Below are 16,466 nucleotides of genomic sequence, written 5' to 3' on the forward strand. Positions count from 1 at the left end.
TTATTTAGGTTGGTACTGTTACCTTCCGACGACAGAATTATCATACTTTTGCAAAAATTTTAGGAATTGAAACCCAACCTTGAAATTTCAGAATTACTTAAGACAGCAATAGAAGCATCGGTAGATGCGGGCAAAGCCATTTTAGAAGTATATGAAAATACGGATTACCAAGTTTTGGAAAAAGGAGACAAGTCTCCGCTCACAGAGGCAGATTTATGCTCCAATAAAGTGATCAATGAGTATCTAATACCAACCGATATCCCCATAATTTCAGAAGAAAACAAACAACTTGGGTTTGAGGTTCGGAAACAATGGGCCACCTGTTGGATGGTAGACCCCTTGGATGGAACCAAAGAGTTCATCAAAAGAAACGGTGAATTTACGGTTAACATAGCGTTGATCAAAGAAGGGTCTCCTGTGATGGGCGTGATCTATGTGCCTGTAAGCAGGGAATTATACCTTGCCAATACTGGGGATAAGAAGGCCTACAAACTTCGATTAAACGAGAATCATAAGCTCCCTGAATCTTTTTTCACAGCCAAAGACGAAATAGCTCCAGGGACTACAAATCCGAGCAAGATCCGTGTGGTTGGGAGCAGGTCCCACATGAATCCGGACACTGAAAGCTTCATATCAAACCTAAAAGACCAGTATGATGAGATAGAAATTGTTTCCAAAGGAAGTTCCCTGAAATTTTGTTTGGTTGCCGAGGGCAAAGCCGATGTGTACCCACGTTTTGCCCCTACTATGGAATGGGATACGGCGGCAGGCCATGCCATATGTAATGCAGTAGGCCTAAAAGTTATATCCAAGGAGACCAATGAGGAACTTGAGTATAATAAAGAAAATTTGTTGAACAGTTATTTTCTTATTAAGGGCTAATGCGAAAGGTATCCTACAAAAGACACTTGGCCAAAACCATTACTTGGCGACTGGTAGGAACCTTGGACACTATTTTAATTTCATGGTTAATTACCGGAAATCCATTTACGGGATTAAAAATTGGATTGGCGGAGATGATCACCAAAATGGTTTTGTACTATCTTCATGAAAGGATGTGGCTATCTGTGGATGTTGGCAGTAGTCAAAAAAGGCACTTAATAAAAACTGTGACATGGCGGGTTATTGGAACCTTGGACACCATTTTACTTTCTTGGGTTATTTCAGGAAACCCTTTGACCGGACTAAAAATCGGTTTCGCAGAAGTAGTTACAAAGATGGTTTTATACTATTTGCACGAAAGAGCATGGTATCGCATAAACTATGGCCTTGATATTAGAAAAAGAGCTAAAAAATGGAAAAGAACATCATAACACATAACTATAAGATTAATAGAAAGGAAAGAAGAGCTTTGAACAAGCATAATTCCTTTCTAATTTTCTTTACTGGCTTATCTGGCTCGGGAAAATCTACCATTGCCAACGCATTAGAACAAAAATTATTCAACTCTGGTATAAAAACATATGTATTGGATGGTGATAATATCCGAAGAGGGATTAATTTTGACCTGACCTTTAGTCCAGAAGATCGTTCCGAAAACAATAGAAGGATCGGTGAGATTTCTAAATTATTCATTGACGCCGGAATAGTGGTTTTGGCGGCATTCGTTGCTCCCTATAAAAAAGATAGGGAATTCATTAAGAAAACCGTCGAAGGGGAAAATTATGTGGAGGTGTTTGTGAACACCAGTCTTGGAGAATGTGAAAAAAGGGATGTGAAAGGATTGTATAAAAAGGCCAGAGAAGGGGAAATAACAAATATGACGGGGATTTCCGCACCATACGAAGCTCCGAATGACGCTGACGTGGAAGTATCGGAAAAAAACACCGTTGAAGAAAGTATTGAAATCATTTATAAAGCGATTCAGAAAAAATTAGAACTTCAGGAAAATGAGTAAATATTATTTGAACTATTTGGATGAATTGGAGTCTGAGGCTATTTATGTGCTTCGGGAAGTGTGGGCGCAATTCCAAAACCCTGTGATTTTGTTTTCAGGAGGTAAAGACTCCATAGTAGTAACGCATTTGGCAAAAAAGGCGTTCTTCCCAAGCAAAATTCCGTTCGCGCTGATGCACGTGGATACGGGACACAATTTTCCTGAAACGATAAAATTTAGGGACGACCTCATCACTTCTCTTGGAGTTAGGCTAATAGTTGGGTCGGTTCAAGAATCCATTGACACCGGAAGGGTTGCAGAGGAAAAAGGAAAGAATGCTACCAGGAACGCGCTTCAGATTACGACACTGTTAGATGCCATTGAAAGCAACAAAGTTGATTGTGCGATTGGAGGCGGCCGTAGGGACGAGGAAAAGGCAAGGGCCAAAGAGCGCTTCTTTTCGCACCGGGACGATTTTGGTCAATGGGACCCAAAAAACCAAAGACCAGAATTATGGAACCTTTTTAATGGGAAACATTTTGAAGGAGAACACTTCAGGGCATTCCCCATCAGTAATTGGACGGAAATGGACGTTTGGAACTATATCAAACGTGAAAATATAAAAATCCCATCGCTTTATTTTGCACATGAACGTGAGGTGGTATGGAGAAATAATTCTTGGATTCCGAATTCCGAATACCTACAATTGGATGAAAGCGAGAAAATCGAAACAAAAAAAATTCGATTTAGAACACTTGGAGACATCACCATAACCGGCGGAATAGAATCGGATGCCGATACGGTGGAAAAAATTGCCCAAGAAGTAGCAGCTATGCGTCAGACCGAAAGAGGGAACAGAAGTGACGACAAGCGTTCTGAAACAGCGATGGAAGACAGAAAGAAACAAGGATATTTTTAAGCACAAAGATGTTAGACAACAATCAGTTATTGCGTTTTACAACCGCCGGAAGTGTAGATGATGGAAAGAGTACCCTTATCGGGCGCCTCCTTTATGATTCCAAATCTATTTTTGAGGATCAATTGGAAGCCATTGAAAACACTAGTAAACAAAAAGGCCACGAAGGAGTGGACTTGGCACTTTTCACAGATGGGCTAAGGGATGAACGTGAACAAGGAATTACCATAGATGTAGCATATCGCTACTTTACCACACCAAAAAGGAAGTTTATCATTGCCGACACTCCTGGTCATATCCAATATACCCGAAACATGGTTACCGGTGCCTCCACTGCTAATGCAGCGATTATTTTGGTGGATGCCAGGCATGGGGTGATCGAGCAAACAAAGCGACATGCGTTTATTGCATCATTACTTCAGATACCCCATATTATTGTCTGCATCAATAAAATGGATTTGGTTGATTATAAAGAAGAGGCATATAACAAGGTAATTGGCCAGTTCGAGGAATTTTCTTCAAAATTATTGGTCAGAGATGTTCGTTTTATACCGATCAGTGCCTTACTTGGTGATAATGTGGTAAACCGCTCTGAAAATATGGACTGGTACCAGGGAGCTCCTATGCTTCATACGCTGGAGACCATGCACATTAGCAGCGACATTAACAAGGTGGATGCAAGATTCCCGGTTCAAACAGTGTTGCGCCCACAGAGTGAGCAATATAGAGACTATCGTGGGTACGCCGGGCGTGTTGCTAGCGGAGTGTTTCGCAAAGGAGATGAAATAACCGTTTTGCCTTCAGGATTTACCTCAAAAATTAAATCCATAGACACCAACAGTGGAGAACTGGATGAAGCTTTTGCACCTATGTCCGTTTCCATAACACTCGAAGATGACATCGATATAAGCCGTGGAGATATGATCGCGCGATCAAACAATAAACCTGAGCCAAGACAGGATGTCGAAGCGATGCTTTGTTGGTTGCACAATGACCCTGCCAAACCTAGGGCAAAATATACTATCAGACACACGTCCAATGAACAAAAGGCTATGATTAAGGAAGTCATCTATAAAATTGACATCAATACCTTGAACCGTAAGCCAGAGGATGTGGAAATGAGCATGAACGATATTTGCAAAGTAAAAATCAGGACTACCAAGCCATTATTGGTTGACGCTTACAGGGAGAACCGAACCACCGGAAGTTTTATATTGGTGGATGAGAGCACCAATGAGACAGTGGCGGCCGGGATGATAGTTTAGAATATAATTGTGGCTTTGCGGTTTTTGCACAATCTTGCATTCCAAATTATATAACGTATTATTCTAATTTTGTGCTCTTGTAAGTATATGGCTAGACCATTCACATCATAGGTAAAAAATAATCCCACCTCAAAACCAAAAAGAAACGTGCTCATTAGGATAAAAAAACTATTAGGGGACACGGACATTAAAGAACTTCTTTTTAAAGGAGGTTCTTTTTTTCTGATAAAAGCAGTCGGACTGCTATGCAGTTTTGCATTTATGTGGTTTTTGGCCCATAAATATGGCGCCAAGGTTAATGGGCTAATGGCAATTTCCATATCAATAATAATGATAGGTTCAATCGTTCCCAAGCTTGGCTACGATATAAATTTTGTTCGTTTATTTCCTATTAAACAAGCCAACAAGATACTGTTCAGGGAAGCTATAGGGGCCTCAACCTTGACCGCACTTATTTTAATGGCCCTGATCGTGCTTTTTGAAGGGCATGTTGCGGATTGGTTCGGGGTTTCCACCGAAAACATTGGATATATTCGTTTTTCGGCGGTTGCGATTCCGATTTGGGTATTTATTTCAGTGGCTTCGAGTGTATACAGGGCAGATAAAAAGAATGCGCAGTTCTCGTTTTACACCAACACCTCCAGGTTTTTATTCTCTTTAGTTATAATTCTAGTGCTTTATTATGTGTTTGGATTCCGCTCGGAGGATGCACCTGTAAAAGCTTATCTTATAGCGCTCTTGGTTAGTGCAGTATTATTGACTATCGGAATTTGGCCAATATTGAACAACCGATTCAGCGCCGGAGCAAGGCTCAAGTTGATTGACTTTACAAAGGATTCACTTCCCATGATGTTGTCTGCATCCATTGTAGTGATGATGGGGTGGGCAGACACCATAATTCTAAGCCTATTTGAGAGTAAAGATGTTGTCGGGGTTTACAGTATTGCTGTAAGGCTTGCCACATTGGTCAGCTTTGGGTTAAATTCATTGAATTCCATTTTAGCCCCAAAACTTTCATCCTTTTATAACGCAGGGGAAATTCCCAAGTACAAAAATTTGATTGGAATAACGGCAAAAGTCAATTTCTTTTTCTCGTTAATGACAATAGCTCTTATTATTGTTTTCAGGAATTACATTCTATCTTTTTTCGGTGAGGAATTCTTAATTGGTGCTGCGGCACTAGTGCTTCTTTGCGTTGGTCAATTGGTGAATGCGATTTGCGGTCCAGTAGGCGTAATTTTGCAGATGACAGGACATCAAAAAACGTTTAAGAACTTTTTGGTGTTGGCACTTATAGTGAATGTGGCGCTAAATCTGGTGCTTATCCCTATATGGGGAATGCTTGGTGGGGCCCTCGCGACGATTATGGCCATGGCAGTATGGAACATTTCCAGTGCCGTATACATAAAAACCAAGTTAAATATAAAGTCCTATTACCTATTTTCGTTGTAGTATGAAACTTAATTTTTTAACTGTTGGAGCTGCTAAATCAGGCACAACCACGTTGCACGATATTTTAGTCCAACATCCGAATATTTACCTACCCGATGAAAAGGACTTTCATTTTTTTGACAGTGAGGATAACTATGGTAAAGGAATGAAGTGGTATCAAAAAAAATTCACCCAACTAACGAATGAGAAAATAGTAGGTGAGGTTTCAGCGACCTATTTATACTCCCAACAGGCTGCCAGCAGAATATTTGAGTGCTTTGGGAAGGACGTAAAAATAGCCGTTATCCTTAGGAATCCGGCAAAAAGAGCCTATTCCGAATACCTCCATCAAAAAAGAACTTTGGCGGATGAAGTACTCGACCTGAACAAGTACTATGCTGAAAAGGGTAAAATTGATGAAAATATGCCCCTATATTCCTCCATAATAGAAAGAGGGTTTTACTTCAAACATTTGCAAAAATATATCCAACTTTTTGGCCAGAAGAACGTTGAAGTACTATTTCTTGAAAATTTAAGTGATTCACCTGACAAAGAAATCAACAAACTACTTGCTTTTTTGGGCGTGGAAACAGATATTGAACTGGATACGAAAACACGTTCCAATCCAAGATTTTCGCCTAAAAGCAAATTATTGCACCGAATGTTTTATTCTGAAGACCAAAACGCTTTAAGACAGATATTAAAGTTTATGGTGCCCTCATTTAAATACAGACAGCGGATAAGGGCAATTTTTAAGAAATTTAATGAAAAAAATACAGTAAGTGAAGGAATAAGTAAAGACCTTTATAACTACCTTATGAATGAAGTCTATGCATTGGACATCAAAAGTCTTGAATCATTCTTAGGGAGTAAAATTGAATATTGGCCAAAATGAAAGAACTTGCTTTTAAATTTGTTTTTGGGCTCAGGCTACATATGTTGTTTAGACTCCTGTTTCAAAAAAACAAAGTGACCATTCTTCTTTTTCATGAGCTTCCCCTTGATAATGCACACCGAATAGTTAGCTTCTTGAACAGACATTACGAGGTGATTACTTTGGACCAATATATTGGACATAGATTGCATGCAAACCCCTCGGAATTACCTCCCTATTCTTTAGTTATCACCTTTGATGATGGGAGAAAAAGCAATATGGAATTAATTGACATCTTTCAAGAACATAAGAATTCTCCGACCATTTATGTATGCTCAGATAGAAATCAACTGGACGGCTATCCACTTTTTAACGAAAAAGACTTTGACCGGGCCAATTTGGTTTATGATTTACAGGCTCATACGATTTCCCATCCAGACCTTAAAAAAACTTCTGATCTAAACGCGGAAACTGAAATAGGAAGGAGTAAGATAGATCTTGAGGCGAAACTGGGAAAGCAAATAACTTCATTTGCCTATCCTTACGGAAGATATACACCCAGGGATACTGAATTGGCCAGAAAAGCTGGTTATTCCAATGCGGTTACGGTTGATTTTGGATTTAATTCCAAACAGACCGACCTGTTTAGGCTTAAGAGAATTTGCATATCCGACACGCCCACATTATACGAAACGGCGGTAAAGACTTGTGGGTTTTGGGGAATAATTAGGAAAGGTTTTAAAAGTGCATCAAATTAGAATTAGCAAAGAATACTTCAATAAAAAATTGGTGTTTGCGGTAATCTTTGTTCCGCTTCTCATAGATTGCTTGATGGGTGTTTTTGAAATGATTCAATTGGACTTTTCCATTGGTAAGGTTTACAGAGGATTGTTATGGTTTTTGGGAGTTATCTATTTACTAAGAAGAAAGTCCTTGAGCTTTATGGAGTTTTTTGTTCCCTTTTGGCTTCTTCATTGCGGTATTTGGTTTTTTCTAGATGAGAAATTCGACTTTGTTTATGAATTCTCCTTTTTGTCAAAGGCCACCTATTTTTTTGTGATATTGGGGGTCTTGTCTGGCATTAAAATCAAAGAAAAAAAAGATTATGTGGGGCACTGCTTAAAACTTTACTTTAAGGTGGCTTCAGGGTTAATCTGTTTTTCATTTCTGACAAAAATTGGAATCCCGGCCTATGATGGATGGGGATTTGGCACCAAATCCTTTTTTTTGGCAGCCAATGACATCGGGATTTCCATATTACTCCTCTTTAGTTTCTTCCTTTTCAACCGAACCAAATATAACATTCACTGGTTATGGTTGCTTATCGGGTATTTGTCCCTTATTTTTTTGGGAACAACTACCGGGATGATGGTTTCCACTTTAGTGGTGGGCTTATATATATTGGTCGAGTTTTTTATGGCCAAGATGGGCTTGATCAAAAGAATTGTGATCGTATTTGCTTCGGTTATAGTTGTGATAAGTTCTTCCATTGCCTTGTATCGCGTAATTCAAAGCACGCCCTATTTTATAAATAAATACGAAAAGATCTTGTCCAAGGGAGTGCGATCTGATGTGACCGAATGGTCTCTTCAATATTTTGATGAAAGGCCTACCGCAAAAAACGTTTTTGGAGAGGGGATAAGCTCTTTTAGCAAAAATTTTGTCTCGTATGCCAGCGGGGAAAAGGGGAAAAAATTTGAAAAAGGCGCCTACGTTGAGCGTGATTACCATGATTTAAAAGGGGCTTATGGATTAATTCTATTGTGGGCTCTAATCTCGGCCTATGCTTTTTTTTATGTTAAAATCATTTTAAGAGCGTGGAACACAAAGAACATCTATTACTATTCAATTGCGCTGGTTGTCTCCTTGGCTTTTTTACATGGGTATATGGCTGGACATGTATTTTATAGTCCCACTGTCGCAGGTGTTTTGGCTTCAATATTCTTGCTGGGATTAAAAACCCAGGAAAAAAAGAAAACGCAATGAAGAGATTCAGAATAAAAAAGATATTTTTCGTCCTATTGTTTCTATATGTTATCTCATTGGTCTTTAGGTCTATTGGGATTCACAAAAAGTGGCAGGTCGAGGAACAAAAAATTGAATCTGGAGCATACTCCAAAAATTACCCGATTACGTTTATATTCAATAAAGACGAAAAAGCGTTGGTCAAAGATCAGAATGGAGTATATATGACCGACAGATCTAAGAAGACCAATTTTACCAAAGGTCAGGAAGTGTTTTACAGCCCAACCGCTATAGGACTAGCAAGCTTAAGAGATTTGCAAAAGGCAAATAATAATACCGACACCATGGCATTAAGGTCTTTTCTGGCAAATGCAAAGTGGTTACTACAAAATCAAGATTCTTTGGGGCGAATTCCGTTTGGAGTTCCTTTATCTACCCTTGATAAGAAAATAGATCCTCCCTGGTATTCAGCTTTGAGCCAAGGACTTGCCCTTTCGGTTTTTTCCAGGGCATATGAGGTTACCAAGGATTCTCTTTTTTTAGTAGCATCGATCAATGGGCTTAAACCATTTTCAAAAGACATCAATGAGGGGGGGGTGATGAGTTCGGATATTGACTTTGGCGTTTTTCTTGAGGAGTACCCTACCAGTCCTGCGGTTCATGTTTTAAATGGATATAACTACGCCCTACTTGGATTAAATGATGTATATGAAATTCTAAATAGTAATGAAGCAAGGGAGCTTTTTGTTAAGTTTACAGGGGTTTTGAAAGATAAAATACGAGGATATGACCTTGGAAGCTGGAGCGCCTATTCTATGGATCAACCATCGATGAAAAATCATTACACCTATTGCAACCCTTGGTACCATAAGTTGCATATTATTCAACTTAGGATTCTTTACGATAAAACTAATATTCAAGAGTTTGAACAATACGCAAATAAATTCAACAATAATCTAACCGGTCCAGTGCCATTCATATTGTATCCAATTTATGTGGGATATTCTGATGTGGTTTGGACAGTAAATCTTATCAAGTAAATCAATGATGGAAGTTGTAGACAATATTGATGATGGCCAATTACCTGTTTTTGCAAAAAAAGCTTTTTTGGATTGCAGATCAGATCAGTACGGCTGGATTTGCGACAATGACTTTGTCCTTCCATTTATTGTGGACAAAAGATATATTTTTAAGAGGCTTATTTTCACTACAGAAGTTATATCCAGGGGCAAAAAAACAACGCCACAACAAGAGCAATTGTTCTTAAACAATGCAATTGATTTGATAAAGAACGAATTACAGGTTGATATGGTTGCAAAGGCCCAATCCAATGCGGTCTTCAATTCGGCCCCGGATAATGCGAACTCGATTCCATGGGGAAGCTATCAAAAGGATATTCAATTATCTGATGAAGAATTGATGCTTTCCATCAAAAGCAAAACCAGGAATATGGTAAGAAGGGCCTTTAAGGGAGGAGTAAAGGTCGAAGAAGGAGACTATATGGAGCTTTGGACACTAATGCAACATACTTTTAAAAGACAAGGTGAGGACTTTCTGGCCCCAAGCCTTGACTATGTTAAAAAACTGAAGCAAGGGCTAAAAGACAAATTCTTGATCCTCAAAGCTGTCCATAACGGAACAATTCAAGGAATAGTTGGAATCCCCTTTGATGATAGCACGGCCTATTATCTTTTTGGTGGAAGTGCGGCCAGACCACATGCGGGCGCTCTTAACTTTTTGCAGTTTGAGTCTATGAAGAAATTAAGGGACATGGGCGTAAGTACGTACGACTTTGTCGGAGCTCGTATTGACCCCTCACCAAACTCAAAGTATTATAACATTCAAAAATTCAAGACATCCTTTAACCCCGATTTAAAGCAAGGGTACGCATTCAAGGTTATTTTTAAACCTATGAAATACCGAATTATGAACTTGGGCATATACTTAAGTTATTTGCTAAAAAGGAAACGGTACGAAGGCGACCCGATTGATCAAGTACAAAGACAAGGTAAATGAAATATTGCATAATTATTGGCACTAAAAAGGGAGGAACTTCCAGCCTTTATGAATATATAAGACAGCATCCTGCGGTTGTGGGAGGCTTTAAAAAGGAGCCAAACTTCTTCGGGCATATAAAAAATTGGGAGAAAGGCTTGGAATGGTACGAGGAACAATTTGTTGGGTACGACAAACAAGTCCACGAATATGGGATTGATGCCACTACAGATTATACCCAGGATGGATTCTTGAACATTCCAGAGAACATGAAAGCCTCAGGCTATGATTTCAAATTCATTTATATCTTAAGGGACCCTTTTCAAAAGATTGAGTCGCAAACCCATCAATTCCTGATTGACAGGGATTCCATAAGGCCGATCTATGAATGTTTGGACACTAGAATTGTTGAATCTTCCAAATACTACAAACAGCTTAAGAAATACCTTAACCATTTTGATCGGGACAAATTTTTATTGGTTGATTTCGCTAGGATGAAAGCCGATATAGATAATGTGATGAGCGAGATTTCAAAGTTTCTAGAGTTGGATGAGTTCGACTTTGACACCTCCTATCTTCATAATGAAAAGAAGTCGGCTATCGGCCAAAGCTTTAGATCATATAGGTTATTAAGGGACATCTTAAGAAAACTACGTCTTACACCGCTAATACCGCAGATTGCAAAAGATAAGCTTCGTTTGGTTTTTGGTAAGTACGGTGGCAAAGGCATTAGTCAAGAAGATTATAAGTTGACGCCGGAACAAAAAAAAATATTGCAAGACGATTTAATCGACGATGCTTTAGCCCTTGAAAAAGAATTTGGCTTTGATACAAGTAACTGGGAAATCCATAAAATATAGTGTTTAAAGTCTTTTTGATATCTAACATGTACCCAACTTCAAAAACTCCCTATTATGGTGTTTTTGTAAGAAACCTTGAGTTGAATTTATCCAATCTAGGATTGCAGTTTCAGGTTAAGAGCCTGATAAAGGGATTAGAGAGAAATAAAATTCGTAAAGGGCTTAAATATTTAGACTTCTTTTTTTCTATTTGCTTCAACCTTTTTAAGTTCAAACAATATGATTTGATTTATCTACACTATGTTCCAATAGCAATCCACCCTCTATATCTTTTCAAAAAGCTTAGACCTAAAGTTCCGTTGATAATAAATTTCCACGGGGGATTTTTAATTGACCTGGACGGGAAACCCAAATTGCTATCGAGTAAGGTATTGTCGGCTGCTGACCTTTTCATTGTTCCGTCCAATTTCCTAAAAGATTTTCTGGTTGATGAGCATGCTGTCGATAAAAATAAGATTATTGTTTCTCCCTCTAGTGGGGTTGACACCGAGTTGTTCTCGCCTGTGCCCAAATCTCCGGAAAACGACATTCCTGTTATTGGTTTTTTTTCAAGGATTTCAGAAGGAAAAGGATGGGAAGTTTTCATAGAGGCACTGTCACTGTTGAAGAAACAAAATATACCATTCAAAGCTATTATGATAGGTGGTGGAACAAATCACGCTGAGCTTATGGACAGGCTCGGGGAGTTTATGATCACGCAAAATGTCGAGGTCGTTGGCGCGGTATCCCATCAGGAATTACCAAATTATCTAAACCAATTGGACGTTAATGTATTTCCGACAAAATTGTATGAGAGCCTTGGGTTGGTCGGTGTGGAAGCTATGGCATGTGGAATTCCTGTAATAGGGAGCAATATAGGGGGGCTTAAAACGTACATTAAAGATGGTTTCAACGGATATCTTTTTGAAGTGGGAAGTCATTCGGCACTTTATAACAAGTTGCTACATTACTTGCAAATGCCTGAGGAGGAAAGAAAATTGATGTCCCGGAATGCGCTGGAAACTGCACAAGAATATGATTCCAAAAAAGTGGCGGAAGACTTGTACATTCAACTAAAGTCTTTAGGTGATGCATAGAATAGGACTAATGTTTAAAAATATAAGTGCTGTTGAGTTTGGGTTGTGCGCTATTTTGTTTTCGCTGGTGTTAAAATCTTCATTTAGCAGCATATGTATAATACTGTTTTTGGTTTATGTTGGTTTCCAGCTAATTAAGAAAAGAACCTCGTCACAACAAGAAGACTTTCAAAAGGCCATTTGGTTGTCCTCACCATTCATATTTCTTTTAGTAAGTACAATATTTCTAAATGTTGAAATAGAATCCAAGTTTATTATTAGGAGCCTTCCCTTGCTGATATTTCCTATTTTGTTTGTATTCCTAAGGCCCAATTTTGCCATATCCAGACAAAAGACATTGAGGCTATTTTCTTATTTGATGTTTTCCTATAACATACTGATTCTAGTAGTGGCTTTTGTTAGGCAGGTTGCAAGGTATCCTGATTTTTCGAGAATCAACTGGTATTTTTTTAGCTATCGAGGGTTGCTCAAGTATTTTGATATTCATGCCACTTATTTGGGGCTTCTCAACAATCTTATTATCCTGTTTTTACTTCTTTCATTAAAAAAATATAATGGCTCAAATCGCACCCTTTCCTATGGCATGATAGTTTTGTCCTTGCTGATTACGGTACTTTCTGGAAGTAGAATTCAAATCGTTGTTGCCATTGTAATGTTATTGTTCTTTCTGATCGCAAGATTCTCAAAAAAAGGGTTGATCGTTTTCTTGGGCACTATTATCTTCTCAGGAGTGTTGCTCACACAGATACCAATTATCAAAGAACGCGTGTTGGATACGGTTTTTAATCCTACCAAGAAATTTGAATATGCAAAGTATGGAAAGAATCCGGGAGATAATGCCTCCGTGAAGAGGAGAATTTTGATGAATAACTGCGGATTGGAAATGTTCAAGGAAAAATGGTTGTTTGGTTATGGAAGCAACTATGAATCAAGTCAGAAATTGTTGGATTGCTATAAGGAAAATCAACTCGCTCAAGCCTTTGAGAACAAATACAATGTTCATAATCAATATGTAGGATGGTTGTTGACTGGAGGGGTATTGCTTTTTTTGATTTTTATGATCGTTTTTTATAAATCTGCGCGAAAAGCCATTTCTGAACGAGACACCTTATATCTTGGCTTTTTGTCAATAATAATAATTACCTGTTGTACGGAGAATATTTTTGAACGCCATTTTGGAATTGTTTTTTTCTCTTTGCTAAATACATTCTTCTATTTCTATGAAGTAAGTGAAAATGGACAACAGGAGGTATCTGGACAACAGTAAAATAATAACTGAAACTTTAGCGCTTTATGTGTGGAATATTAGGGTCGATAAATTTGTCATTTGACAACAGGGAATTGCAATTAATAAAGCATCGTGGCCCAGATGATGAGGGAATGGAAACATTATCTGTGGGCCCGCATAGGATAATTTTGGCCCATAAAAGACTTTCGATTCAAGATTTATCGCAGCGAGGCCATCAACCCATGACCGATGCATCGGCTTCGAAGAGAATTATTTTCAATGGCGAAATTTATAACCATAGAGAATTAAGAAAGGGAATTAGTGCTGCTTTTAGGGGAACATCCGATACGGAAACTATTGTAAATTTATTGGCTGAGCAGGGTGTGGCATCGGTCAATAGCCTGAATGGGATTTTTGCTTTTGCCTATCTGGATATTACCGCGCGAAAAATGTTTTTGGTAAGAGACCCTTTCGGTGTAAAACCATTATACTATTGTTTTAAAGACAATGGTTTGGTTTTTTCTTCAGAACTAAAGCCAATAATCCAAGTTTCAAACGAAAAAGAAATTAATAGCGATGCTCTCGCATGTTTGTTAAGGCTAAGATATACTCCTTCCCCCTTAACCCTGCTAAACAATGTGAACAAGGTAAACCCAGGAGAAGTAATAGAAATAGATTTATCGAAAGATGTTCTGACCCTGGAGAAGAAAAGCTTCTTGGAAACGTATATTCAAAATGACAAAATTTCATTTAAGGAAGCAATTGAAGGGTATGAGCATAAGTTGGAAACAGCAATAAGAAGTCAATTGCTTTCAGATGTGGATGTTGGTTTGATGTTGAGCGGAGGCATAGATTCGGCGATGGTTGCACATTATGCTCAGAAGTATTCCCAGACAAAATTAAAGGCTTTTACTATTGGTTTTGAAGGCAATCAAAATGAGAATGAAATAGAAGAGGCAAATGAAACAGCGAGGTTTATAGGCCTCGAGCATTATTCCAAAAAAATTAATTTTGAAAACTTTCAAAACACCCTGAACAAGATTATTGGCATTGTTGAAGAGCCAATTGCAACAGGTTCCGTAATTCCGATGTATTTCTTATCCGAGTTGGTCTCAGATCATGTTTCCGTGGTGCTCACAGGTCAGGGGGCCGATGAGCCACTTGCCGGATATACTAAATATAGGGGAGAACTTTTATATAATAAGATTCCCAAAGTACTTCATAAAGGTTTGGGAAACCTTGAAGGCTTCGCAAACACCCAACAACTGAGAAGGGGATTTAAAATATTTAAAGAAAAGAATCCTTATGAAAGATTCATTGTTAGCTCGCAAGTATATACCTCCCAAGACATTAATGCCCTGACCGGACTAACAAATTTCGATGTGCCTTATCAACTTTTGACATCAATGGCAAATCATGTGATACCACAGAACTGTGATAACGTACACAAGATGATGTTTTTGGATTTGCATATGAACCTAGCTGATGATCTATTGATGTACACCGACAAGATCACTATGAATTTCAGTTTGGAGGCCAGGGTGCCAATGCTTGATTTGGAGTTGGTTAAGTATATTAACAGCCTGCCTTTAAATTATAAACTTTCTCTTTCGAATTCCAAACTGATTCACAAAAAATTGGCGAAAAAGATTTTGCCAAAAGAAATCATTAACCGGCCAAAAAAAGGATTTATGACTCCAATTGACGCTTGGTTCAAAAACGAAAATGATCATTTTAGGGAGGTATTATTGGAAAAAAACACAAATTTTTCGAATCATTTTGATTTGAATGAGGTTCAAAAATTGCTCAAGAACTACTCAGACCCATCATCGGGATATGATAAGAGGCATATATTTTTGTTAATTTCAATAGCAACATGGCTTAATAACTTTTTTGAACTCAAGTAAAGGAAGGATGAACATCTTCGTTACCCTAGACTACGAACTTTTCTTCGGTTCCAAAAGCGGTTCCGTAGAGCAGTGCATCATAGAGCCGACACAAGCGCTTTTGGATATTGTTGAGCCGCTTGACGTCAAGTTCACGTGTTTTGTTGATTCTGGATATCTCATTGCGCTGGAAAGGCAAATGGATGAATTTCCAAGGCTGAAACAAGACTACGATAAGGTTACGGACCAGATACGATATCTATCTCAGAACGGACATGGAATTGAACTCCATGTACACCCACATTGGGAAGATTCCCGTTTTGATGGGAACCGATGGATATTTGACACCAAACGATATAAATTAGCTGAATTTGATGAGCAAGAGGTCCTCAGAATAGTTACAGAATATACTCAGATCCTAAAAAAAATTACGGGTAAATCCCCTGTTGCCTATAGGGCTGGTGGTTGGTCCGCCCAACCTTTTGAACCGATCGGAAAAGCTTTAAGAGCCAATGGTATATTAAAAGATAGCACGGTTTATCCAGAAGGATATTATCAATCCCAAAAACAAGTTTTCGACTTTCGAAAAGTTCCAAAGTATACCACGGGATACAGGTTTTCCACCGATCTTGTTAGTATTGAAACCAATGGCGATTTTGAAGAAATCCCTATAAGCTCGATTAAAGTGCGTCCAACTTTCTTTTGGAGATTTGCACTTGAAAAAATCAAAAAGCGTCCTGAACATGTTTCATATGGTGATGGTGCCGCAATTGCTATGTCAAAAAAGGAGGTTTTGCGATTAATGACCTTCTCGTCCTATTCTGTGGTCTCTATTGACGGGTATAAATCCAAACTCATCACAAGCGCCTTCAAAAAGTATAAACAAAAAGCAACAGGGCCACAGAATTTTGTGCTCATTGGGCATCCAAAGGCATTTACCCCTTATTCACTCAAAAAGCTTACGCATTTTTTGAAACGAACGGTTAAGGAGCACAAGTATTGCACGTATACCAATATGTAATTTACAGGTTTCTTCTTCTTAGAATATTATTAATAGTACTTTTGCCTGGATCAAAAGCAATGGTATTTTCAAT

At 38.4% G+C, this 16,466-nt stretch carries 16 protein-coding genes; all 16 read left to right on the forward strand.

Annotated features, from left to right (window positions below):
* Positions 1–66 precede the first annotated feature (66 nt).
* The 16 genes from cysQ to ACULLH_RS01860 all read left to right on the forward strand — a co-directional run bounded on the left by cysQ (position 67) and on the right by ACULLH_RS01860 (position 16,393).
* A complete protein-coding gene (gene cysQ / locus ACULLH_RS01785; protein WP_454087009.1) occupies positions 67–882 on the forward strand; it encodes a 3'(2'),5'-bisphosphate nucleotidase CysQ in 816 nt (271 codons plus the stop codon).
* Positions 882–1,313, forward strand: coding sequence for a DUF2061 domain-containing protein (locus ACULLH_RS01790; protein ID WP_454087010.1), 432 nt, complete (start codon positions 882–884; stop codon positions 1,311–1,313). The genes cysQ and ACULLH_RS01790 overlap by 1 nt, the downstream gene beginning before the upstream one ends.
* Positions 1,295–1,897 (forward strand): adenylyl-sulfate kinase, encoded by a 603-nt coding sequence (gene cysC, locus ACULLH_RS01795; protein WP_454087011.1) that lies wholly within the window; start codon positions 1,295–1,297, stop codon positions 1,895–1,897. The genes ACULLH_RS01790 and cysC overlap by 19 nt, the downstream gene beginning before the upstream one ends.
* On the forward strand, positions 1,890–2,795 hold the full coding sequence (gene cysD, locus ACULLH_RS01800) for a sulfate adenylyltransferase subunit CysD (RefSeq protein WP_454087012.1): 906 nt from the start codon (positions 1,890–1,892) through the stop codon (positions 2,793–2,795). The genes cysC and cysD overlap by 8 nt, the downstream gene beginning before the upstream one ends.
* Positions 2,796–2,803: 8 nt before the next feature.
* Positions 2,804–4,057 (forward strand): sulfate adenylyltransferase subunit 1, encoded by a 1,254-nt coding sequence (locus tag ACULLH_RS01805; protein ID WP_454087013.1) that lies wholly within the window; start codon positions 2,804–2,806, stop codon positions 4,055–4,057.
* Between the two features lie 147 nt (positions 4,058–4,204).
* Positions 4,205–5,509: an MATE family efflux transporter gene (locus ACULLH_RS01810; protein WP_454087014.1), complete on the forward strand. Its 1,305-nt coding sequence runs from the start codon at positions 4,205–4,207 to the stop codon at positions 5,507–5,509.
* Position 5,510: 1 nt separating this feature from the next.
* Positions 5,511–6,383, forward strand: a complete 873-nt coding sequence (locus tag ACULLH_RS01815) for a sulfotransferase domain-containing protein (protein WP_454087015.1) — start codon at positions 5,511–5,513, stop codon at positions 6,381–6,383.
* Positions 6,380–7,120: a polysaccharide deacetylase family protein gene (locus tag ACULLH_RS01820; protein ID WP_454087016.1), complete on the forward strand. Its 741-nt coding sequence runs from the start codon at positions 6,380–6,382 to the stop codon at positions 7,118–7,120. The genes ACULLH_RS01815 and ACULLH_RS01820 overlap by 4 nt, the downstream gene beginning before the upstream one ends.
* Positions 7,107–8,348, forward strand: a complete 1,242-nt coding sequence (locus ACULLH_RS01825; protein ID WP_454087017.1) for a hypothetical protein — start codon at positions 7,107–7,109, stop codon at positions 8,346–8,348. Before ACULLH_RS01820 ends, ACULLH_RS01825 begins: the two co-directional genes overlap by 14 nt.
* Positions 8,345–9,367, forward strand: a complete 1,023-nt coding sequence (locus ACULLH_RS01830; RefSeq protein WP_454087018.1) for a D-glucuronyl C5-epimerase family protein — start codon at positions 8,345–8,347, stop codon at positions 9,365–9,367. The genes ACULLH_RS01825 and ACULLH_RS01830 overlap by 4 nt, the downstream gene beginning before the upstream one ends.
* A 4-nt stretch (positions 9,368–9,371) precedes the next feature.
* Positions 9,372–10,343: a lipid II:glycine glycyltransferase FemX gene (locus ACULLH_RS01835; RefSeq protein ID WP_454087019.1), complete on the forward strand. Its 972-nt coding sequence runs from the start codon at positions 9,372–9,374 to the stop codon at positions 10,341–10,343.
* Entirely contained in the window at positions 10,340–11,182 is an 843-nt protein-coding gene (locus tag ACULLH_RS01840; protein ID WP_454087020.1) for a sulfotransferase domain-containing protein, read from the forward strand. The genes ACULLH_RS01835 and ACULLH_RS01840 overlap by 4 nt, the downstream gene beginning before the upstream one ends.
* 26 nt (positions 11,183–11,208) lie before the next feature.
* Entirely contained in the window at positions 11,209–12,258 is a 1,050-nt protein-coding gene (locus ACULLH_RS01845) for a glycosyltransferase family 4 protein (RefSeq protein ID WP_454087021.1), read from the forward strand.
* A 358-nt stretch (positions 12,259–12,616) separates the two neighbouring features.
* Positions 12,617–13,525: an O-antigen ligase family protein gene (locus ACULLH_RS01850; RefSeq protein WP_454087022.1), complete on the forward strand. Its 909-nt coding sequence runs from the start codon at positions 12,617–12,619 to the stop codon at positions 13,523–13,525.
* A gap of 26 nt (positions 13,526–13,551) precedes the next feature.
* Positions 13,552–15,393 carry an asparagine synthase (glutamine-hydrolyzing) gene (gene asnB, locus ACULLH_RS01855; protein WP_454087023.1) on the forward strand — a complete coding sequence of 614 codons (1,842 nt, stop codon included), beginning with the start codon at positions 13,552–13,554 and terminating at the stop codon, positions 15,391–15,393.
* On the forward strand, positions 15,380–16,393 hold the full coding sequence (locus tag ACULLH_RS01860; protein ID WP_454087024.1) for a polysaccharide deacetylase family protein: 1,014 nt from the start codon (positions 15,380–15,382) through the stop codon (positions 16,391–16,393). Before asnB ends, ACULLH_RS01860 begins: the two co-directional genes overlap by 14 nt.
* Positions 16,394–16,466: the final 73 nt, after the last annotated feature.

Source organism: Flagellimonas sp. 2504JD4-2, from assembly GCF_053642935.1.